This is a genomic window from Pseudomonas sp. Irchel 3A5 (assembly GCF_900187575.1).
Classification (GTDB): domain Bacteria; phylum Pseudomonadota; class Gammaproteobacteria; order Pseudomonadales; family Pseudomonadaceae; genus Aquipseudomonas; species Aquipseudomonas folii.
This window is the reverse complement of the sequence record NZ_FYDU01000008.1, coordinates 1-20,646: the sequence shown is the minus strand read 5'-3', so window position 1 is coordinate 20,646 and position 20,646 is coordinate 1. Positions and strand designations below refer to the sequence as shown.

The following is a 20,646-nucleotide window of genomic DNA, read 5'->3' as shown; positions in this document are numbered from 1 at the left end:
GTTACTCACCTTTGCCAGTGGCGGCAGGGGCGGACTGGGCTGGCGTGAGGTTGGTCGCTTCCTTGACCGTCACTTGCGCGCCTGGCTTGACGAATTGCAGACCTTCAGTGATTACGCGATCACCCGGTTCCAGACCTTTTTCGATCAACCAGTAAGCACCGGAAGTGCGATTGGCGATGAGTTCGCGTTGCTCAACCTTGTTGTCTTTGTTAACCACCAGGGCGGATGGATTGCCGCGCATGTCACGGGTCACGCCTTGCTGCGGAGCAAGGATGGCTTCGCTTTTCACGCCAGCCTGCAGCTGGGCGTGAACGAACATGCCAGGCAACAGGGTGTGATCAGGGTTAGGGAACACTGCGCGCAGGGTCACGGAGCCAGTCGCCTGGTCTACCGACACTTCAGAGAATTCCAGTTTGCCCGGTTTGCTGTATTCGCTGCCGTCTTCAAGGGTCAGCTTGACCGATGCGGCGTTGTCACCGGCTTTTTGCAGCTTGCCGGACTCCAGGTCGCGACGCAGTTTGAGCATCTCGGTGGAAGACTGGGTCACGTCAACGTAGATCGGGTCCAGTTGCTGGATCGTCGCCATCGCGTTGGTCTGACCGCTGGTAACCAGTGCACCTTCAGTCACATCGGAACGACCGATACGGCCGGAAATAGGGGCCATTACCTTGGTGTAACGCAGGTTGATCTGAGCGGTTTGCAACGTGGCCTGCGCTTCCAGGCTGGAGGACAGCGCGGTGTCGTATTCCTGACGGCTTACGGCTTGCTCGTTGACCAGTTGCTTGTAGCGATCAGCGAGAGACTTGGCCGACTGCAATGTCGCCTTGGCGCTGTTGGCCGTGGCTTCGTACAGCGCTGGATCAATTTGATACAGCTGTTGGCCGGCTTTCACATCAGCGCCTTCTGTAAACATGCGCTTGAGAATGATGCCGTTGACCTGAGGCCGGACTTCAGCGATGCGATAGGCCGTGGTGCGGCCCGGAAGTTCCGATGTCAGGGTGTAGGGCTGAGCTTTGATGGTAACGACGCCGACCTGAGGAGGTGCAGCTGCAGGAGCTGCGGCTTCTTCCTTTTTACTGCATCCACTGAGCAGTGTTGCCAGGGCGACGGCAGTGACCAGTACGGTAACAGCTGGCTTGAATTGCATGAAGATCCTCGGGTCAGGAGCCTGGGTGCTCAAGAAAAGTGAAAGGGTGTGAAAAATTCTGGCTGGATAAGTAGTAGGCTAATGAATATACTTACATTCACGGTTGTTTGTAAATACCCAGTACTGCGTCGCTAAGCCGCGCCTACTGGGGATTGCAGGTTCGGGACAAGGCAATACAAATGCCGCCCGGTTTTGCTTCAGAGCCACATGATTCGTGGCGTGCAGCATTTTCAATGAGGTTTTACTGCCATGGTCCGTCGTACCAAAGAGGAAGCTCAGGTTACCCGTAGCCAAATTCTCGAGGCCGCTGAGAAAGCGTTCTATGAGAGAGGCGTTGCGCGTACGACTCTGGCGGATATCGCATCCCTGGCGGGCGTGACCCGTGGCGCGATCTACTGGCACTTCAGCAATAAGGCCGATCTGGTGCAGGCGATGCTCGACAGCATCCAGGAACCCTTGGAAGAGATGGCGCTGGCGAGCGAAAGCGAGGACGAGGTCGACCCGCTGGGCTGCATGAAGAAATTGCTGATTCATTTGTTTCATGAAATTACAGTGGACCCGAAAACGCGGCGCATTAATGAGATTCTGTTTCATAAATGCGAATTCACCGATGAAATGTGCGACTTTCGCCAGCAGCGTCAGGTCAATGCACTAGAGTGCAACGACCGGATCGGCCTGGCGTTGAGCAACGCTGTCCGCAAAGGTCAATTACCTGCAGATCTGGACACCGTTCGTGCGTCCATCGCCCTTCATGCCTATATAGACGGCATGCTCGGCCAATGGCTGCTGGTCCCCGACAGTTACTCCCTCAGCGACAGGGCCGAGAAATGGGTAGATGCCGGTCTGGACATGCTGCGCCTAAGCCCCGCCCTACGCACCTGAAACTTCTGTCAGATTCCCCGCCCAGCGCCTGTATCTTCAGTGAAGCAGGCCGTGACTGCCCAGTCATTTTACCCAACGCTTACAAAATTGGCGCAATGCCATTATGACTATTGGTGATTAAAAGTGCCCGGCAGAGGCTAAATTTGTAGGATTTGAGTAGGACGCTTCTTGAAGTGTGTAGCTGATTTCCCAAATTGATTTCTCTGTATTGTCCCTCCTTGCAACTCCCTTCACTCTTGCGTCGCATTCTTGTTTATGGAAGACCGGGAGAATAAAAACGTGTTGCAAACCGTATCTGAAGCACCAGGGATTCTCGGAAGGCTCAAGTACCAGGCGGATCAGTTTCTGACCGACGCTGCACAATGTAGACCCGCCGCCCGATTAGGGCTCATGACCACGTTGTATTTCAAGCAAGGGCATACGCCGAAGACCCGGCAACGAATCGAAGAATGCTTCACGCATTTTTACGATACGTTTCGGTCGGCACTCGATTGGCAGTCTTATCAGCGGCTTCGAAAACTGTCGCCCAGCAGTTTCTCCATTTGTCGAAAGCAAGTGCTTGATAGCGCACCGGACGAACCGCTGCTGTGGTCGATTTCCAGCGCCAGACCCGTGGAGGCTGCCACTTATTGCATGTCCGTCATGGCGCCGCCTGAAAGTCAGGCGGCGACCGATCACTCTTGCCTGAAAATGCTGCTGCCGTGGTCCTTTTTGATGGACCGAGACGGTGCCAAAGTTTACGAGGGCTGGGTTAAGTATCTCTGCAACCAGATCCAGGCCGAGCATGGTTACGGCGGGCTGGTGTGTGTTCTGCCAGGTGATGGCCTCAGGTATCTGCCCTTGGAATACCGGTTGGCACAGGACTACATCGGTTTGATGGTCGATGCCGGACCGCACATGGAAAGTCTGCGATTGCTGGACAGGATCAAGGGCGTCAGTTGGTACAGCATTCTGGGAAACCGGTTTGTTCATCAGTTGGGTGGTAGCGACCGGTTGCGCAAGGTGCTCAGTCCTCATAGTGACGTCGTTTTCCAAACCTATGAAAACGGCCTGATGATTCGCGCAGGTGTTTTACCGGCACTGGGTGGCAGAGGCGAAGGGCCTTCGAATGCCTACATGGCGGTCAATAAGGTGCTCAAGCCAATCCGGGTGCAGGACACTGGCTGCCTTCATCCATGCCCGGGGCGTGGCATCGGTTTTACCGAGCAATCGACTGCTCAGTGGTATGCCCGCTTCGACGAAAAACCCATGGCCTCGGTGCGTGCCGGCCAGCCTTGTCCGCAGACCGGGCACTGGTTCAGTAGCGCCATGGCGCGCTCCCGGCGTTTCTTCAACAAGGGTGAAGTCATGCCAGCTTTCGAACACCTTAAAGCCGAGCGAACACAGTGGTTCTGGACTGATTTCAGCGGTTAGCCAAGCGGCCCTGGCGACCCCTTTTTCATGAATGATTCTGCATCATCCAGCGTTTGTCTAAGCTCTGTGCAGACTTATAAAAAGAAGGGGCCAGTCATGCAGTTTTCGCCACGCGGTATCGGTGTTGTCCTGGGGGTTCTATTTTCTGCCTGGCTTGGCCAGGCAGTGGCTGGCGTCGAAAGCCCTGAGCAGGGGCCTGCCGCCAAAGCCTTGCTGGAGAAGGCTGTGACCCGCTATCAGGAAGCAGGTGACAAGGCGTTTGCCGAGTTCAGCCGTCAGGGCGAGTTTGTCGATGGCGAGCGCTATGTGTTCGTCGTCGACACCCACGGCACCATGCTGGCCAGCGGTGGACCTTCAGTGGTGCTGATTGGTCGCGACGTCTCTCAGGTGCTTGAGCCGGACCTGCAAAAAGCGTTCAAGGAAGTTTTGCAGACCCCGGAAAGCAAAGGTGTCCAACAAGCCGAGTATCGCTGGCAGAACTGGGCTGACGGCAAGGTCGAGCGCAAGCGGGTGTACTTTCAGCGGCTTGGCGAGCGGATTCTCGCGGTGGGTTATTACGTGCCTCGAGCATCGCCTGAACAAGCCAGAGCGTTGCTGGATAAGGCGGTTAGCGAAATGGGTCGTGACCAGAAGGGCACTCTCACCGCTATCAACAGCCTGCGAGGCGGATTTCTGCAGGATGACCTTTATGTGTTTGTCGTCGATCTGAAGAGCAAGCGTTATGTGGCGCATGGCACCAACCTACGATTGATCAATACCGACTTTCGCAAGGTTAAAGACCCTGAGGGCAAACCTGTCGGCGAACCAATGCTCGCGCTGATTGAAAAACAGGACGCAGCTGAATACGAATACCGTTGGCGTAACCCCGTAACCGGCAAGGTGGAGAACAAGCATGCGTATGAGCGCAAGGTTGGGGATTACCTGGTGGCGGTGGGGTATTACAGCCAATAAGCAGTAGGTTGTTCAACTCGTGGGGTACCGAGTCCGCGCGTTATAGCTGTAGACGGGGTATCTGAGGGAGATTCTTTACCCGCAAGCTGATATGTGCCGTGGGACCGGCTTCAGCCGGGAAGGCGGTATTTCAGACGACCAATCTTCAGTGCCTGTATCGGCCTTTTCCCGGCTAAAGCCGGTCCCACGACATCGCGCAGAGCCTGGGCGAACTCATTCGCGAATGAATTCGCTCCCACAATAAGACATTTCAGGCTAAATGAGCGTTGCTGCTGGATCAGCTCTCCTTATGCTCCTTCCCGCGCAACAGGTTATCCGGCATCGCCAGCGCCGCAGCCAGGCCCAGCAGTGCGATGGCCGCGCTGACGATCATCAGGTGGCGGAACGTCAGCGACAGTTGATCGCGCAGAATTTGCAATGCCGGGCCACTGGCGGCGTTGAGGCTGTCCATCAGCACATTGCCGGATGCACCTTCACCACCGATCGAGCCTGCGCCACCCAGTCCTGTGCCTTGGAGCATTGCCAGCAGCAGTGCTGACATCAGCGCTACACCCACCGCGCCACCCAGGGATCGGAACAGGTTAGTGGTACTGGTCGCTACTCCCATGTCGTGCTTCGCCACCGAGTTTTGCGTCCCTACGAGTGACGTCGGGAACTGCATTCCACTGGCGATCCCTGTCAGCACCATGAACAGGCTGGTCAGCATCAAGGATTGTGGTGGAGTGAACGCCATGCCGAGAATCGCAATCGGCATCAACATTGCGCCGGTGAGGATCATGGGTTTGTAGCGGCCGGTCAATGAAGTGCGACGGCCTGCAAAGAAAGCGCCCATGGGCATGCCAATCGCCAATGGCAAAAGGTGCAGAGCGGCGCTGTCGGCACCGCCCCCGGTGACCGTCTGATAACGCAGCGGCACCAGCACGATCAGCGAAATAGCCTGGAAGCTGGTGAAGAAAATGGTGCACCAGCAGAGCACTGCGCTGCGGTTGGCGAACAGGTGCATAGGCAGCAACGGTTCAGCTGCACGGCGCTCGTACCAGACGAAACAAATCAGCGCCAGCAATGCGACACCCAGTAGTGCCAGCACCTGTTGATCCCGCCAGCTGCGACCTTGTCCTATTTCAGTGATACCCAGCAACAACGCCGTCAGGCCGATAATCATCAGCACCGTGCCAAGATAATCGATGATCGGTTTACGTTGCGGGACAGGCAGACCGAGCAGGGTACGTTTGGCAAACCACCACGCGATCAAGCCCATTGGCAGATTGATCAGGAACACCCAGCGCCACGACAGGTATTGGGTCATGACACCTCCCAATAATGGCCCGGATACACTGGCCAGTGCATACATGCCGCTGAAGTAACCCTGATAGCGGCCGCGCTCCCGAGGCGGCACCAAGTCACCGATGATTGCCTGACTGACAGAAACCATGCCGCCTGCGCCAATCCCCTGAATGACCCGTGCGAGCACCAGCTGCTCCATGCTTTGCGCGACGCCGCAGAACAACGATGCCAAAGTAAAAAGCCCCAACCCGAAGAGCATCAATTTACGTCGGCCGAACAAATCGCCGAGCTTGCCGTAGATCGGCACGGCCACGGTCAGGGCAACCATGTAGGCGGAGATCACCCAGGCCAACAGGTCGAAATCATTGAACTGGGTTGAAATGGCGGGGATCGAGACGGCAACAATCGTCTGATCAAGGGCGCTGAGAAATACGGCCATCATCAACGCGTACAGGACGCTACGGATTGAAGGCGTGGTCTGGGCAATACTGGTCAAGGCAGAACCTGATCGACAGTTATTTCCGCCGAATGCCGACGGGGAGCGTAATCAGTCTAAGCCGATAGCTCCCTAATCGATAGCTGCCTTATGCATTTCCAGTGACTTAAACGCTTCAGCGAGGCCTTATCGTAATGCGCTGAATGTCGCGTTACTGGGCACGCAATGACCGAAGCTGCATGTCGCCACTTGTGGCGCCTGACGAGCAAGCTCATTGCGATAGGCACCCGCCGCATACACGGCGATTACTGCGCTGATACCCAATACAGTGACGCATTTTTTTATTTTTATGTTCATGTCGCTTTCCTCGTTCCAACTACTTGGCAGTTCAGGAAGGATTAAAGCGAGTGTAGGGCAGGGGCGCTGGGGTCGTAGGACAGAATTGATCTATGGGGTATGGCGTATAGCCTTAAAAGTTATAGCGTCTTTAAGCACCACCATTTTCCCCTGTAGGAGCGCACGAGCACCGCGAGACCGCGATGGCGGTGTGTCAGGCGCAATACTATATCGGCCTCGCATTGCTCGTGCGCTCCTACAGGAATGTGTAGCGAGCAGCGCTAAACAGTGGCCCGCAACCTTGCCAGATCGCGCAACGGCGGGGCACCGAACAGGCGGCTGTATTCGCGGCTGAATTGCGACGGGCTTTCGTAACCCACTCGGTAACCTGCAGCCGACGCGTCGAGCCCATCGGCCAGCATCAAGCGTCGTGCTTCCTGCAGCCGCAACTGCTTCTGGTATTGCAACGGACTCATCGCCGTGACGGCCTTGAAGCGATGATGCAGGGTGGAAACACTGAGATTCACCTCCCTGGCCAGCTCTTCAATGCGCAAAGGCTCAGTGAAATTGTGGTTGAGCCATCGGATCGCCTGAGTCACGCGATGAGTCTGGCAACTGGTGATGGCGATTTCGTAGAGGCGATGGCCTTGGGGGCTGCGCAACAGGCGATAGAGGATTTCGCGCTTGATCAGTGGCGCAAGCATTGCGATGTCTTTAGGGCTGTCGAGCAAACGTGACAGGCGAAGCACGGCATCCAGCAGCTGGGTGTCGATCCTCTCGATATAGAGACCACGTCCACTGGGGCGGGTAGGAACGCTCATCGGCCCGGCTTCGGCAATCAGTGCGTTGATATCTGCCGGGTCGATATCCAGTCGCAAGGCCAGATTCGGATTTTCCGGCGTCGCGTGGAGGATTCTACCGCTCAGCGGCAACGCGACAGACAGCACCAGATAGTTGAGTGGGTCATACGTGTAGGTCTCATCGCCGAGGCGTACTTCCTTGCTACCGTGGGCGAACAGGCACAGCGCGGGCTGGACCAGGCTCGGCAGCGATTGCGCCGGGCTTTCATAACGCACCATGTGCAGCGGTGAAATTGCCGTCTGGAACGAGCCTTCGGTTGGGGCGAACCGGCGAACCAGATCAGCCAGCTCGATTCGCTGCTTCTCCAGGTCCTCGCTGAGCGGTTCTTTGAGTGGCTGGAGTTGCGGCATGGGCGAGTCCTTTAATCCTTCATTGATGTGCCCAGCTTATTTTTGTGCAAGCCAAAGCACTACCCGATTCCTGCGAGATGATTGCCTGATCCTGCCAAGGTGCGTATCCGAGGCTGCTAAACCGGATCAGACATTGCCTGGTGCTGTGTACGAACGCCCTCGGACCATCGTTGTGCATGCGATGTGCTTTTCACAGCGCTGCAGGATCAGGCAAGAAGCCAACAGTAACTGACTAACGATCATTGCGCGAAGCCTCTAATCTCGGTTCCTGTCGCCGCACCCCGATAATCATCCTGCAGACAAAGGAGCCATGACCATGCCTCAGTCATCACCCGTGAGCCATCTGGTTTTCGCCCGCGCCAGGACCGGTCAGAGCGAACAACTGGGCGAGCGCCTGCGCTGCCTGATCGAGCCTTCACGCACGGCCGACGGTTGCTTGAGCTTCGCGTTACAGCACTCACTGAAGGACCCTGATCTGTGGCTGATCTCCGGCTGCTGGGCGAGTGAAGAGGCGATGAGCAGCTGGCTGACCACGCCCGAGTTGCAAGTATTCTCCGACGTCATGCAGACCTATATGGTCAGCAGCCTGGATTTCCATACTTTCGCCACACAGGCTGAAGCCGAGCAGCTGATGCAAGCGGTTTGAGCGCCGCCGGTTTAGAATCTCCTGCTTTAAGGCACAAGCAGGATCTGCACCCATGGCACGTAAAGAACTCAATGGCTTCGAAGCTGTTTCCGCAGTTGTTCCGGGCGAGGGTGGCTATAGCGCTGCCATTGCAGTAAAAGGGCTGGGGGCCGGTGGTGCGCCGGTATTCAACCGGGTACTGCCAGAGCAAAAATTCAAGACCGCCCATGAAGCGGACGTTGCAGCCAGTGCTGAGCTGAACCGTTTGATCGAAATCGATACCGAGGGCGGCCTTTCATTTCAGGCCCATTGATCAGGCTTTGGGACGGTGCATCTTGAACAGCGCTTCCGGGCCTAGCTGGAAATAATCCGCCGGGCCGCCGCCACGCAGAATTGGTTCCCCTGCTGCGGTGTCATAGATACCGTCCTTGAGCAGCGATTTAGCGATATGCACCGCCACCACCTCGCCAAGAATCAACCAGCTGGGTACGACTTCCTTGTCGGCACGCTGTAGCTGGATGATCTGGGTCACCTTACACTCGAATGAAACAGGCGTCTCCTTCACCCGCGGCACCGCTACGATTTGCGATGCCAGCGGCGTCAGGTTAGCCAGTTCGAATTCGCTGACATCTGCAGCCACCGGTGCGCAGCTCTGATTCATGGCTTCCGCCAGCGAGCGCGTGGCCAGATTCCAGACAAACTCGCCGGTCTGCTCGATGTTATTGAGGCTGTCTTTACGGCCTACGCTGCAGAAACCGATGATCGGCGGAATGTAGTTGAAGGCATTGAAAAAGCTGTACGGCGCCAGGTTCAGCTTGCCGTCGGCATCCTGCGAAGAAATCCAGCCGATGGGGCGCGGGCCCACGATGGCGTTGAACGGATCGTGAGGCAGGCCGTGGCCGAGAGAGGGTTCGTAAGAGTAGATATCGTCTGACATGTGCTAGTCCTGTTGGCCTTGAAGGCGCATGAAAAGATGCGTCTATAGTGCCTGACAATTCGCAGCGCCTGACAGTTTCGTGTGATTCAAAAACGATTAAGCCCGGCACTAGGGCCGGGCTAAAGGGGACACGTCGAGCAATTACACCCGACGGTTTGCACCTACACGGTCTGCGCCATCAGCGGCCAGACGATTTGCACCAACATGGTCAGCGCCGTCAGAGGTCAGGCGATTAGCACCAACTCGGTCTGCACCATCTTCAGCCAGACGATTTGCACCTACATGATCAGCACCATCTGCAGCCTGACGATTAGGACCTACACGGTCGGCACCGTCTTCAGCCAAACGATCTGCGCCAATCTGGTCATTGCCAACAGCGGCCTGACGGATGCTGCCAACGTTAGTGTGTACGGAACCGCCTTCAGCAACGGTGAGCGTCGAAGTCTGCTCAATGGCGTTGGTGTGGTTGTTGCCTGGCAGGCTAGGCATTTGTGGCGAAGCGAAAGCGCTCGAAGCCAGAACAGAGAAAGCAAGACCAAAAATCAGTTTGCTGGTTTTCATGATTGTTACTCCAGTAATCGAATGGGTTGTCAGTTCGGTATGGAGTGAATGCTACGCGCCTGAAATTTATTCAGAAGTGAATAGCAGTGCTAACGACCATCGTTAGAAATGATAGTAGGCCGTAAGGCGCGATTTTCGGGCTTCGCAGGTCTGCTTGCCTCAGAGTGGTGCATTTCTCTGAAAAACTTTGTAATAAACCCTCTTGACAAATTTTAAACGTATTATTTATTGCTGTTTCAGATAGTTTTTTAGCTTGTAATTGCACTGATTTCGTCAGTGTTAGTTACGAGTCGCTCTCATTAAAAAGGGCAGACACGCTGAATGTGGCTGCCCTTCATCATTACCGCTGATAGATGTGTCAGTCGGTTTCAATCCGCGAGTGCTTGCGAGTGTCCTTCATGAACACATAGACCAGCAGCGAACAGGCGATACAGGCGGTGACGTACCAGTAGTAACCGGTTTCCATACCAATACTCTTGAACCACAGCGCGATGTATTCAGCGGTGCCGCCAAAGATCGAAACGGTCAGCGCGTAGGGCAAGCCAACACCCAGCGCGCGAATCTCGGTCGGGAACAGCTCGGCTTTTACTACGGCGTTGATCGAGGTATAGCCGCTGACGATGATCAGCGCCGCCATGATCAGGAAGAATGCCCCCCACCAGGACTGGATCGTGTGCAAGGTGGTCAGAATGGGCACCGTACACAATGTCCCCATCACGCCAAAGGCAATCAGGATTGGCCGACGGCCGACCTTGTCGGACAGTGCGCCCACCAGTGGTTGAATCACCATGAACAGAAACAGCGTTGCAGCCGAGATCGTGGTGGAATCACTGATGCTCATGCCGACCGTGTTCACCAGATACTTTTGCATATAGGTGGTGTACGTATAGAAAGCCAATGTGCCGCCCATGGTCAGGCCGACTACGGTCATCAGCTCCTTGGGGTGGCGCATCAAGGTGCGCATCAGGCTTTCTTTTGGCTTTTCCTTCTTGGCGCGGGTAAACGATTCAGTTTCTTCCATGCCACGGCGCAGGAACAGCGCGACGACCGCACAGAGTGCGCCAATCACGAACGGCACGCGCCAGCCCCACGAGTACAGCTGTTCGGTGGTCAACGTCTGTTGCAGCACGATCAATACGGCGAGCGCGATGAGCTGGCCGGAAATCAGCGTCACATACTGAAAGCTGGAGAAGAAGCCCCGGCGTTCCTTGGTTGCCATTTCACTGAGGTAGGTCGCTGAAGTGCCGTACTCGCCGCCCACTGACAGACCTTGCAGCAAGCGGGCGAATACCAGAAGGATCGGAGCGCCGACACCGATGACTTCATAGCCCGGAGTCAACGCGATGATCAGGGAGCCAAAACACATCAGCAGCACCGAAGCCATCAACGCTGCCTTGCGGCCTTTGCGGTCTGCGTACAAACCCATCAGCCAGCCGCCAATCGGGCGCATCAAGAAGCCTACGGCGAAGATGGCAGCGGTGTTGAGCAGTTGTGCGGTGGTGTCGCCCTTGGGGAAAAAGGACTTGGCGAAGTAGAGGGAGAAGGCGGCGTAAACGTACCAGTCATACCACTCGACCATGTTGCCGACCGAGCCGCTGAAAATGGATTTAAGACGGGTTGAGGTGGTTTTTTCAGCCGCTGGAGCGTTGGCCGACCCTTTGGAAGCAGAGTTGGGAGTGTCCATCATGTTCCTTATTATTCATTGTTTTTAGAATGGCGCGTCATTGCGCAGCCTTGCTGTGGATATAGCAGGAGCTGTGCCATGTGAGGAAATGCCGGTCTAGAGGGCACGAGGGGGAAGCAATAAGCGGAAATCCGCTTATTGATGGTGTTGGGGTAGGCGGAAAACTGCCGATAATTCATCGCTAACGCAAATTTCTGTAGGAGCTGCCGAAGGCTGCGATGGCGGTGTGTCAGGAAAAATGCATCGCAGCCTTCGGCAGCTCCTACAGGGACGGTGTTTTCAGATCGATCAGTAATGCCCTGGCGGCAGATCTACTCGACAAACATCTCCCGCAATAACCCATGCCGTTGCATCTTCTCATTCAAGGTGCGGCGTGGCAGTTGCAGTTCTTCGAGTACGGCCTTGATATCCCCTTTGTGACGGGCCAGCGCGGCACGCAGGCATTGCGCTTCGAAGGCTTCCTGTTGAGCCGCGAGGGATTGCCCCGGATCGGTCTGCACTGTCGGCGGCGACGTCAGGCCGAGAATCTGCCGTTCAGCCGCGTTGGCCAGCTCGCGGACGTTGCCGGGCCAGTCATGACTCAGCAACTGGCCCAACTGTGCGCCACTGAGTTCAGGCGCGCTGCGACCCAGACGCTGCGCAGCGGCACTGGCGAAATGCGCGAACAACAGGGGAATGTCTTCACGGCGCTCGCGCAATGGCGGTAAACGCAACTCGGCCACCGTCAGCCGATAAGCCAGGTCTTCGCGAAAGCGTCCGGCACGGGCTTCTTCCAGCAGGTCGGGTTTGGTCGCCGCGACGATACGCAGGTCGACGTCAATGGCCTTGTTTGAACCCAGCCGCTCAAGTTTCTTGTCTTGCAGTACGCGCAGCAATTTGACTTGCTGGGCCAGCGGCATGCTTTCGATTTCATCAAGAAACAGCGTGCCGCCGTCCGCGTATTCCAGCTTACCGATGCGTTTGCCTTGCGCGCCGGTAAACGCGCCGCTCTCATGGCCGAACAGCTCGGCTTCAAATAACTGCTCTGGAATCGCCGCACAGTTGAGCGCTACAAAAGGCTTGTGCGCTCGAGGGCCAAAGTCATGCAGGCAGCGGGCAACCATTTCCTTGCCGCTCCCGGTTTCACCGCGAATGACCACGTTGACCGGCAATTGCGACAAGTCCAGCACCTGTCGCCGCAAGGTTTGCAGGCCGGGAGAAACACCCAGCAATGTGGCCTCCAGTTGAGTCCGGGTATCGGCCTGTTCGTGCAGTCGGCGGTTTTCCAGGATCAGTTCGCGTTTTTCCAGCGCGCGGCGCAGGTTGCGCAGCAGTACTTCGGGGCTGAAGGGCTTTTCGAGAAAGTCATACGCACCTTCCCGCATCGCATCCACCGCCATAGGTACATCGCCGTGGCCGGTGAGCAGAATCACCGGCAGATCGGCATCGATCGCCTGTATCCGGCTTAACAACTCCATCCCGTTCATGCCCGGCATGCGCACATCGCTGAGGATCACGCCGGGAAAATGCTCGGGCAAATTCGCCAGGCAGTCTTCGGCGCGGCTGTAGACCTGAACATTGAAGCTGGACAGGCTTAGCCATTGCTCCACGGCTTCGCGAATCGGGGCTTCGTCGTCGACCACAATCACTGAGTTCAACATGCGGGGTCAGGCTCCAGATAGTCATTGGGCAAGCTGAACCAGAACCGCGCACCATCGCTCTGGTTTTCGGCACTCAAGCGTCCACCCAACTCGTGGACGATGGCATAAGACACCGCAAGCCCCAATCCCAAACCATCGCCAACAGGTTTGGTGGTGAAGAATGGATCGAAGATGTTCGCCAGATGCTCGTCAGCAATACCACCGCCGCTGTCCTCCACGCTGACAAGCCAGCGCGTCTGTTCCGGATGAATGCGGATTTCGAGGCGTTTGACGGGCTTGTCGCGGATGGCATCCAGTGCATTGCGCAGCAGATTGATCAGCACCTGCTCTAAACGAATGGCATCGCCGCGCACCCAGGCCGGTCTTGTCAGATTCAGCACGCACTCAACGTGCTCGTCGCGCAGTCGCGAGTCCAGCAGCAATAAGGCTTGATCAACCACCGCCGCCAGATCGAGTCGTTCGCGCAAGCCTCCGGGGCTTTTGCGGGCGAAGGTTTTCAGATGTCCGGTCAGTGCCTTCATCCGAATCAACTGTTGGTCCAGGGGTTCCAGCGCCTTGTAGGCGTCGTCAATACGCCCGTGATCCAGCAGCAGGCGCAGCGTAGCCAGTTGCATACTTTGCGCGGTGAGGGGCTGATTGATTTCGTGGGCCAGTGCCGCAGACATCTGCCCCAGCGCGGCGAGTTTGGTCGATTGCACCAGGCCTTCCTGAGCGGTGCGCAGATCCCGGGTGCGTTCTTGCACCTGACGTTCCAGCTCGTCACGACTGTGTTCGCGCAGGCGCGCCAGACGCCAGCGTTGATAGAGAAACAAGCCGAGAAACACCAGCGTCAGCCAGGTACCCGCCGCTGCCAGCGCTGCGTTTCGGGCGTCCTCACTGGCCAGTTGCGGTTTGCGTAACAGGTGCAGGGTCCAGTCTTCGGCGGGCAAAGGCATGGACTGCCACAGGTAATCAGCCTCGCCGTCCGGACCCTGCACGCGAGTCAGGTGGCTTTGATTGTTGAATTCGCGCAGCTCAGTGCGCTGTAGCGGGGACAGCGGTTGTTTGTCGTACTGGCGAGTCGCGGACAGCTCGGCGCGATCTTGCGCGGCGATGGGCAGCAATTCGCGATAACGCCAGCGCGGCTGGCTGGCGATGAAGACGATGCCCTTGGCGTCACTGACCAGCAGCAGGTCGTCGCCCTTTGCCCACTCGTGCTCAAGGTCGGGGAACTCCAGCTTCACCACCATGGCACCCATGAATTCCCCGGCATCGCCAGTTACTGCATGGGACAGGAAATAGCCGGGGATGCCGCTGGTCACGCCGACTGCGTAAAAGCGTCCAACGCCTGTGGCTTTGGTTTGCTGGAAATACGGGCGAAAGGCATAGTTGTGGCCGACGTAACTGGTCGGTAGCCGCCAGTTGCTGGCCCCGATGGCGAGGCCTTTGCGATTCATCAATTCCAGGGTCGAGGATTGCGCCGCACCGTTGATCTTCTCCAGTTTGCGGTTCAGTGCATCCTGGGACACGGCAGTGATCGGGCCATTCAGGGCTGTGCGCAATTCCGGGTCAAGGGCCAGGACTGCTGGCAGTGCCCGGTAGCGTTCAATCAGCGTGTGCAGAGTATTGGCGTAAAGCGAAAGCTGCTCCTGTGCCCGTGCAGCGTCCTGTTCCACACCGTGGCGCTGCGCCTGACGCATGGCCAGACCCGCCGAAACAGCAGCGCCCGCCAGGATAAGCAGGGCATACAGCGTGATGCGCAGGGAGCGGGAAGTGGAGGGCATGAGCGAGACAGCCAGGATTGCGCATTATCTGGTTTGGAATGCCATCTCCTGTGGGAGCGGTGCTTGCCCGCGATGAGGCTGGACGCGGTTCACTTCAGATCGCGTCCAGCCTCATCGCGGGCAAGCACCGCTCCCACAGGTATAGCATCTGAGGTTTATATTATTCGTCGAGGGCAGTGGGCCCGCCCTCGATACTCGCACTTACAACAAATTGAAGCTCGTCTCTTTAACCGTCGCAGAATCCAGGCCAATCATCAGCCTGAACTCACCTGCTTCGGCAGCGTATTTCAACTGCGGGTTAAAGAACTTCAGGTCTTCTTCTGTGAGGGTGAAGGTCACGACTTTCTCTTCCCCCGCGTTCAGCATGATTTTCTCGAAGCCTTTGAGCTCTTTGACCGGACGGCTGATGGACGCTGCAACGTCATGCAGGTACAACTGAACCACGGTTTCGCCCGCGACCTTGCCCGTGTTCTTCACCGTGACGCTAGCGGTCAGCTTGCCTTTGCGTGGCAGGTCTTTGGCAGACAGGGTGATGTCGGACACATCGAACTGTGTGTAGCTCAGGCCAAAACCAAACGGAAACAGCGGGCCGTTGGTTTCTTCGAAGTAATGCGACGTGTAGTTGCCAGGTTTTTCCGTCGAGTACGGACGACCGGTGTTCAGGTGTGCGTAGTAGACCGGCAGTTGACCTATCGAGCGGGGGAACGACATCGCCAGCTTACCGGACGGGTTGTAGTCGCCGAACAGCACGTCAGCCACGGCATTGCCGCCCTCGGTGCCCGGGAACCAGGTTTCCAGCATCGCATCGGCTTGCTCGACCTCATCGACCAGTACCAGCGGACGCCCATTCATCAGCACCAGTACCAGCGGTTTGCCTGTGGCTTTGAGTGCCTTGATCAATGCCTGCTGTGTGGCGGGGATGTTCAGGCTGCTGCGGCTGGCGGATTCGTGTGACATGCCGCGAGATTCGCCCACTACCGCGACGATTACGTCGGCCTGTTCAGCCGTCTTCACCGCTTCGTCGAGCATTTCCTGAGCCGGACGCGGATCGACTTCAACTTCGTGCTCAATGAAGTTCAGGTAGTTGAGGATGTGTTCGTTATCGCTGACGTTGGAGCCTCGTGCGTAAAGCAGTTTTGCCTTGTCGCCGACGGCATTGGCCAGACCGTCATACACGGTGACCGACTGATTCGGGCGACCCGCGGCAGACCAACTGCCGAGCATGTCCAGCTGACTCTTGGCCAGGCTGCCGATCACGGCGATGGTGCCTTCTTTCTTCAGTGGCAGGATGTCGTTCTGGTTTTTCAGCAACACCAGCGTCTTGCGGGCAACGTCACGCGCTTCTGCGCGGTGCAGACGGTCTTCAGAGTAGGTGTCTGCCGGGTCCTGAGCGGCATCGCCGATGCGCAGGTACGGGTTGGCGAACAGACCCATGTCGTATTTGGCGCCCAGCACCTCGCGGACCGCGTTGTCGATTTCCTTAACGGAGACTTCGCCGCTCTTGACCAGACCTGGCAGCTCTTCGCCGTAGGCCTTGTCGTTCATGCTCAAGTCAACGCCGGCCTTGATAGCCAGCTTTGCGGCTTCGCGATAATCCTTGGCGACGCCGTGATCGATCAATTCCTTGATCGCACCGTGGTCGCTGATGGTCACGCCCTTGAAGCCCCAATCCTTACGCAACAGGTCTTGCAGCAGCCACTTGTTGGAGGTGGCCGGTACACCATTGATCGAGTTGAGGGCGATCATCACACCGCCTGCGCCTGCATCGATACCTGCGCGATACGGCGGCAGGTAGTCCTGATACATGCGGGTAGGACTCATGTCCACGGTGTTGTAGTCCCGACCGCCTTCCACAGCGCCGTAAAGGGCGAAGTGCTTGACGGCGGCCATGATGCTGTCGGCAGAAGCCACATTTGCACCCTGGAACGACTTGACCATCTCTTTGGAAATGCGTGAAACAAGATATGTGTCTTCGCCAAAACCTTCGGAGCTACGGCCCCAGCGTGGGTCGCGGGAGATATCCACCATTGGAGCGAAGGTCATGTCCAGGCCGTCGGCGCTGGCCTCGATAGCTGAAATACGGCCGGTCTCGGCAATGGCAGCCATGTCCCAGCTGGCGGCCATGCCCAGGCTGATCGGGAAAATGGTCCGATGGCCATGGATGACGTCATAAGCGAAGAACATCGGAATCTTCAGACGGCTTTTAGCGACTGCAGCTTCCTGAAGCGGGCGGTTTTCCGAGCGAGTAATGGAATTGAACGTTCCGCCAATGCGGCCCGCAGCAATTTCCTTGAGAATCATCGGCTGCGGCATGTCCTGGGCGATGCTGATCAAGCGCAACTGACCGATCTTTTCGTCGAGGGTCATTTGCTTCATCAAGTTCGCGATGAAGGCGTTTTTAGCTTGCAGCGTGGCCTGGCTATTGGCAGCCGGGGCGTTGACATTGTTCGCAGCCAACGCTGGCTGACTGGCCAGACCGACCAGAAGACCGAGTAAACACAGCTTATTCATGAATGATTTCTCAAGGCTTGCCCGCAACTCGCATTAAATAACAGGCAGCCATATTTTATGGGTTTAGACCTTTGGCAGTTCTTATCGGCCAGGACTGCAGATTGTCACAGTAATTATCAGTGCACTGATGGATCTGTGAGCGCATGTTTCGACATCCCGACGCAGGCCAAGGATTATGCAGGGGAACTTCCGTTTTGGCTAAAGCCACGTCATCGATTCGGAATCAAAAAGTAACAAACAGTCTATGGCTCGACAATCCAGGTTCACTCTTCCAGACCGGCGTTCATCAATTAATCCAACCTCCAATGCCCTAACCGCCTAAAATAGCTGCCTTTGCTATCAGCTCGTCCCGAGGCGTTTTTAGATGTCAGTCACCGCTACTTCCACCCAGCCCGCGCCGGATCATCGTGCGCAGTTTTTGAGTCTGCTGGAAAACAGCCTCTCCCAGAACTCGTTCATCAAGCTGGTGCTGGCCAAATACGTAGGCGGCGAAGCAGAGTTGCAGCGGGTGATCATCAAAGCGCTGACGGTCAAGGAGCAGCCCTGCCTGTCTTTCGTTTATCGCTATAAAACCCGGGACATCACCAAGAACTTCCCGTTGGTCGAAGCGGTGCAGGTCGTTGCGCACCTGTTGCCCGATTCTTTCAAGAACGCGCACTTGCTGTCGTTGACGGATGAGGTCCAGCTGGAATTCAGCAAGAAAGGCAAGAGCACGCTGTTCAAGAGCAAGGCGCAACAGGAGCGCGAAGCGCCGTCTTCGGGCCATGACCGTGAGAAGAAACGTTATCTGGAATTGACCCGGCCGTTTCTGACTGACCTGGGCGTGACCAACAAACAGCATGAACTGATCCCGTCCATGTCCCGCAAATGGAAACAGATCAACAAGTTCATTGAAGTGTTTTCCCACGCCCTGACGTCCTCACCGCTCAAGCTTGATCAGCCGATCAAAGTCGCGGACTTCGGCTCAGGCAAGGGCTATCTGACGTTCGCTATTCACGATTACCTGCGCAACACCTTGCAGGCCGAAGGGCAGGTGACCGGTGTCGAGCTGCGTGAAGACATGGTGACGCTGTGCAATAACGCCGCGGCTCGCCTGGAACATCCGGGCCTGAAGTTTGAGTGCGGCGACGTGCGCAGTGTCGCGCCCAGCGCACTGGACGTGATGATCGCCCTGCATGCCTGCGACATTGCCACGGATTACGCGATTCATATGGGCATCCGCTCCGGTGCGTCGATCATCATGTGTTCGCCGTGCTGCCATAAGCAGATCCGTCTGCAGATCCAGAGCCCGACCTTGCTGCGGCCGATGTTGCAATATGGCCTGCACATGGGCCAGCAAGCTGAAATGGTCACCGACAGCCTGCGCGCACTGTTGCTCGAAGCCTGTGGTTATGAAACCAAAGTGTTCGAATTCATCTCGTTGGAGCACACCAACAAGAACAAGATGATTCTGGCCGTCAAACGCGCCGAGCCGCTCAAGTCCACCGAGATACTGGCGAAAATCCAGGAACTGAAAGTGTTCTACGGTATCCAGGAACAGTGCCTGGAAACCTTGCTGCAGGCGGATGGGTTTATCAGCTAAGACCCAGTATCTGTAGGCGCTGACGAGCAACGCGAGGCTGCGATAGCGGTGTATCAGACAGATCGATATCGCAGCTTCGCGTTGCTCGTCAGCTCCTACAGGGATTGCGCTCGCATCTCCATTCATTGAGCCAGATCAATTCCCCCATCCTCGGCGCGCGCATGCTGTAAGCATTCCCACGCGCAGGCGATCACGCCGAGGTTCCATCATGAGCAGCACCTTTTTCATTCCCGCCGTGAACATCATGGGCCTTGGCTGTCTCGACGAAGCGATGCAGGCCATTCGTAAATACGGTTTTCTCAAAGCGCTGATCGTTACCGATGCTGGCCTTGCCAAGGCAGGGCTGGCGACGCAGATCGCTGGTCTTCTGGTGGAGCAGGGCATTGACTCAGTGGTGTTCGATGGCGCGAAACCCAATCCGACCGTCAGTAACGTCGAAAGCGGCCTGGCCATGCTGCGTGAGCGGCAATGCGACTTTGTGATATCGCTGGGTGGCGGCTCGCCTCACGACTGCGCCAAAGGCATTGCCTTGTGCGCCACCAACGGTGGGCATATCAGTGATTACGAAGGCGTGGACCGTTCGAAGAACCCGCAATTGCCGTTGATTGCCATCAACACAACGGCAGGTACGGCAAGTGAGATGACCCGCTTTTGCATCATCACTGATGAAGTGCGCCACGTAAAAATGGCCATCGTTGATCGCAACGTTACACCGCTGTTGTCAGTCAATGACCCGGCAATGATGGCGAAGATGCCCAAGTCACTGACCGCTGCTACCGGTATGGACGCACTAACCCATGCCATCGAGGCTTATGTGTCGACCGCCGCCACGCCGATCACCGATGCCTGTGCTCTGAAGGCTATGTCACTGATCGCCGGTTATCTGCGCCGTGCAGTGGACGATGGCTCAGACATGGAAGCAAGGGAAAACATGGCGTATGCCCAGTTTCTCGCGGGCATGGCGTTCAATAATGCGTCCCTGGGCTACGTGCATGCCATGGCTCACCAGCTCGGTGGTTTTTATGACTTGCCGCATGGCGTGTGCAATGCGGTATTGCTGCCTCATGTGCAGAGTTTCAATGCCGCGGTCTGCCCGGCTCGTCTGAAGGATGTGGCGCATGCCATGGGGGCCGATATTCGCGGCCTGGCGCCGGAGGAGGGCGCTCGTGCGGCGGTTGCTGCGATTCGCACGTTGGCAGGTTCCATCGACATTCCGCCGGGGCTGACTGCCTTGGGCGTGAAGGAAGAGGACTTCCCGATCCTGGCCGCCAACGCGTTGAAAGACGCTTGTGGACTGACCAACCCGCGTCCCGCTGATCAGGCGCAAATAGAAGATATCTTCCGCCGCGCACTGTGATTGCAGCCCATTCAAGCGACGGCTGGATTTGCCGGGTAGGAGGCAACTTGTTGGCGAGAGGGGCTAATGCGGTTCTCCAGGCCCGCAGCCCTCGCGAACAAGTTCGCTCCTACCCTTGCACCGCACAGATTCAGCCTTGCCGCGTTCGAAGGTAGGAGGCAACTTGTAGTGGTCCAGTTTTTTTGGACCATTCTGTAGGAGTATTAGGCCGCCAGTTTTTCGAAAATAGCTGGCGGCAGGTTATTCGAGGCAGAGTGGCAACGTCGATGGTTGTAGTGAGCAATAAAATCCATCACGTCACGTTCTGCCTCGAAGTGATTCGAGTA

At 56.8% G+C, this 20,646-nt stretch carries 17 protein-coding genes; 7 read left to right on the top strand and 10 right to left on the bottom strand.

Annotated elements, in window-relative coordinates; translation table 11 throughout:
- Position 1 precedes the first annotated feature (1 nt).
- Positions 2–1,147: an efflux RND transporter periplasmic adaptor subunit gene (locus CKW31_RS14485; protein WP_095096139.1), complete on the bottom strand. Its 1,146-nt coding sequence runs from the start codon at positions 1,145–1,147 to the stop codon at positions 2–4.
- A gap of 249 nt (positions 1,148–1,396) precedes the next feature.
- Here CKW31_RS14485 and CKW31_RS14480 point away from each other — a divergent pair, with 249 nt between their 5' ends.
- From CKW31_RS14480 to CKW31_RS14470, 3 genes are all read left to right on the top strand, one after another.
- Positions 1,397–2,029, top strand: coding sequence for a TetR family transcriptional regulator (locus CKW31_RS14480; protein ID WP_095096136.1), 633 nt, complete (start codon positions 1,397–1,399; stop codon positions 2,027–2,029).
- 255 nt (positions 2,030–2,284) lie between these two features.
- Entirely contained in the window at positions 2,285–3,442 is a 1,158-nt protein-coding gene (locus tag CKW31_RS14475) for a DUF3396 domain-containing protein (protein ID WP_095096133.1), read from the top strand.
- A 96-nt stretch (positions 3,443–3,538) separates the two neighbouring features.
- On the top strand, positions 3,539–4,393 hold the full coding sequence (locus tag CKW31_RS14470) for a cache domain-containing protein (protein ID WP_095096130.1): 855 nt from the start codon (positions 3,539–3,541) through the stop codon (positions 4,391–4,393).
- 277 nt (positions 4,394–4,670) lie between these two features.
- Here CKW31_RS14470 and CKW31_RS14465 read toward each other — a convergent pair whose 3' ends face one another.
- The 3 genes from CKW31_RS14465 to CKW31_RS14460 form a co-directional block, all read right to left on the bottom strand.
- Positions 4,671–6,173 (bottom strand): MDR family MFS transporter, encoded by a 1,503-nt coding sequence (locus tag CKW31_RS14465; protein ID WP_095096127.1) that lies wholly within the window; start codon positions 6,171–6,173, stop codon positions 4,671–4,673.
- Between the two features lie 126 nt (positions 6,174–6,299).
- Positions 6,300–6,470: a hypothetical protein gene (locus CKW31_RS29840; RefSeq protein WP_176469888.1), complete on the bottom strand. Its 171-nt coding sequence runs from the start codon at positions 6,468–6,470 to the stop codon at positions 6,300–6,302.
- Positions 6,471–6,730: 260 nt separating this feature from the next.
- A complete protein-coding gene (locus CKW31_RS14460; RefSeq protein WP_095096125.1) occupies positions 6,731–7,660 on the bottom strand; it encodes an AraC family transcriptional regulator in 930 nt (309 codons plus the stop codon).
- Positions 7,661–7,976: 316 nt separating this feature from the next.
- Here CKW31_RS14460 and CKW31_RS14455 point away from each other — a divergent pair, with 316 nt between their 5' ends.
- Positions 7,977–8,306 carry an antibiotic biosynthesis monooxygenase family protein gene (locus CKW31_RS14455; protein WP_095096123.1) on the top strand — a complete coding sequence of 110 codons (330 nt, stop codon included), beginning with the start codon at positions 7,977–7,979 and terminating at the stop codon, positions 8,304–8,306.
- Positions 8,307–8,358: 52 nt separating this feature from the next.
- Positions 8,359–8,598 (top strand): hypothetical protein, encoded by a 240-nt coding sequence (locus CKW31_RS14450; RefSeq protein WP_095096120.1) that lies wholly within the window; start codon positions 8,359–8,361, stop codon positions 8,596–8,598.
- On the opposite strand, the gene CKW31_RS14445 is transcribed toward CKW31_RS14450, so the two are convergent.
- The 6 genes from CKW31_RS14445 to bglX form a co-directional block, all read right to left on the bottom strand.
- Positions 8,599–9,222 (bottom strand): flavin reductase family protein, encoded by a 624-nt coding sequence (locus tag CKW31_RS14445; RefSeq protein ID WP_027898068.1) that lies wholly within the window; start codon positions 9,220–9,222, stop codon positions 8,599–8,601.
- Positions 9,223–9,363: 141 nt separating this feature from the next.
- Positions 9,364–9,783, bottom strand: coding sequence for a hypothetical protein (locus CKW31_RS14440; RefSeq protein ID WP_095096116.1), 420 nt, complete (start codon positions 9,781–9,783; stop codon positions 9,364–9,366).
- Positions 9,784–10,141: 358 nt separating this feature from the next.
- Positions 10,142–11,467 (bottom strand): MFS transporter, encoded by a 1,326-nt coding sequence (locus CKW31_RS14435; RefSeq protein WP_095096114.1) that lies wholly within the window; start codon positions 11,465–11,467, stop codon positions 10,142–10,144.
- Positions 11,468–11,778: 311 nt separating this feature from the next.
- Positions 11,779–13,107 carry a sigma-54 dependent transcriptional regulator gene (locus tag CKW31_RS14430; protein ID WP_095096111.1) on the bottom strand — a complete coding sequence of 443 codons (1,329 nt, stop codon included), beginning with the start codon at positions 13,105–13,107 and terminating at the stop codon, positions 11,779–11,781.
- Positions 13,101–14,870, bottom strand: a complete 1,770-nt coding sequence (locus tag CKW31_RS14425) for an ATP-binding protein (RefSeq protein ID WP_095096106.1) — start codon at positions 14,868–14,870, stop codon at positions 13,101–13,103. Before CKW31_RS14425 ends, CKW31_RS14430 begins: the two co-directional genes overlap by 7 nt.
- A 201-nt stretch (positions 14,871–15,071) precedes the next feature.
- Entirely contained in the window at positions 15,072–17,381 is a 2,310-nt protein-coding gene (gene bglX, locus CKW31_RS14420) for a beta-glucosidase BglX (RefSeq protein ID WP_095096103.1), read from the bottom strand.
- A gap of 364 nt (positions 17,382–17,745) precedes the next feature.
- On the opposite strand from bglX, the gene CKW31_RS14415 reads away from it, so the two are divergent.
- Both CKW31_RS14415 and yiaY read left to right on the top strand, forming a co-directional pair.
- Positions 17,746–18,963: an SAM-dependent methyltransferase gene (locus tag CKW31_RS14415; protein WP_095096100.1), complete on the top strand. Its 1,218-nt coding sequence runs from the start codon at positions 17,746–17,748 to the stop codon at positions 18,961–18,963.
- A gap of 208 nt (positions 18,964–19,171) precedes the next feature.
- Complete coding sequence (yiaY, locus tag CKW31_RS14410; protein WP_095096097.1) at positions 19,172–20,320, top strand: L-threonine dehydrogenase; 1,149 nt, start codon at positions 19,172–19,174, stop codon at positions 20,318–20,320.
- The last annotated feature ends 326 nt before the right edge of the window (positions 20,321–20,646 follow it).

Excerpts from the sequence above, each read along its gene's own strand:
- CKW31_RS14425 (WP_095096106.1), bottom strand. The coding sequence starts at position 14,870 with ATGCCCTCCACTTCCCGCTCCCTGCGCATCACGCTGTATGCCCTGCTT.
- bglX (WP_095096103.1), bottom strand. The coding sequence starts at position 17,381 with ATGAATAAGCTGTGTTTACTCGGTCTTCTGGTCGGTCTGGCCAGTCAG.
- yiaY (WP_095096097.1), top strand. The coding sequence starts at position 19,172 with ATGAGCAGCACCTTTTTCATTCCCGCCGTGAACATCATGGGCCTTGGC.
- CKW31_RS14440 (WP_095096116.1), bottom strand. The coding sequence starts at position 9,783 with ATGAAAACCAGCAAACTGATTTTTGGTCTTGCTTTCTCTGTTCTGGCT.
- CKW31_RS14475 (WP_095096133.1), top strand. The coding sequence starts at position 2,285 with ATGGAAGACCGGGAGAATAAAAACGTGTTGCAAACCGTATCTGAAGCA.
- CKW31_RS14480 (WP_095096136.1), top strand. The coding sequence starts at position 1,397 with ATGGTCCGTCGTACCAAAGAGGAAGCTCAGGTTACCCGTAGCCAAATT.
- CKW31_RS14455 (WP_095096123.1), top strand. The coding sequence starts at position 7,977 with ATGCCTCAGTCATCACCCGTGAGCCATCTGGTTTTCGCCCGCGCCAGG.
- CKW31_RS14450 (WP_095096120.1), top strand. The coding sequence starts at position 8,359 with ATGGCACGTAAAGAACTCAATGGCTTCGAAGCTGTTTCCGCAGTTGTT.
- CKW31_RS29840 (WP_176469888.1), bottom strand. The coding sequence starts at position 6,470 with ATGAACATAAAAATAAAAAAATGCGTCACTGTATTGGGTATCAGCGCA.
- CKW31_RS14445 (WP_027898068.1), bottom strand. The coding sequence starts at position 9,222 with ATGTCAGACGATATCTACTCTTACGAACCCTCTCTCGGCCACGGCCTG.
- CKW31_RS14485 (WP_095096139.1), bottom strand. The coding sequence starts at position 1,147 with ATGCAATTCAAGCCAGCTGTTACCGTACTGGTCACTGCCGTCGCCCTG.
- CKW31_RS14460 (WP_095096125.1), bottom strand. The coding sequence starts at position 7,660 with ATGCCGCAACTCCAGCCACTCAAAGAACCGCTCAGCGAGGACCTGGAG.
- CKW31_RS14435 (WP_095096114.1), bottom strand. The coding sequence starts at position 11,467 with ATGGACACTCCCAACTCTGCTTCCAAAGGGTCGGCCAACGCTCCAGCG.
- CKW31_RS14470 (WP_095096130.1), top strand. The coding sequence starts at position 3,539 with ATGCAGTTTTCGCCACGCGGTATCGGTGTTGTCCTGGGGGTTCTATTT.
- CKW31_RS14430 (WP_095096111.1), bottom strand. The coding sequence starts at position 13,107 with ATGTTGAACTCAGTGATTGTGGTCGACGACGAAGCCCCGATTCGCGAA.
- CKW31_RS14415 (WP_095096100.1), top strand. The coding sequence starts at position 17,746 with ATGTCAGTCACCGCTACTTCCACCCAGCCCGCGCCGGATCATCGTGCG.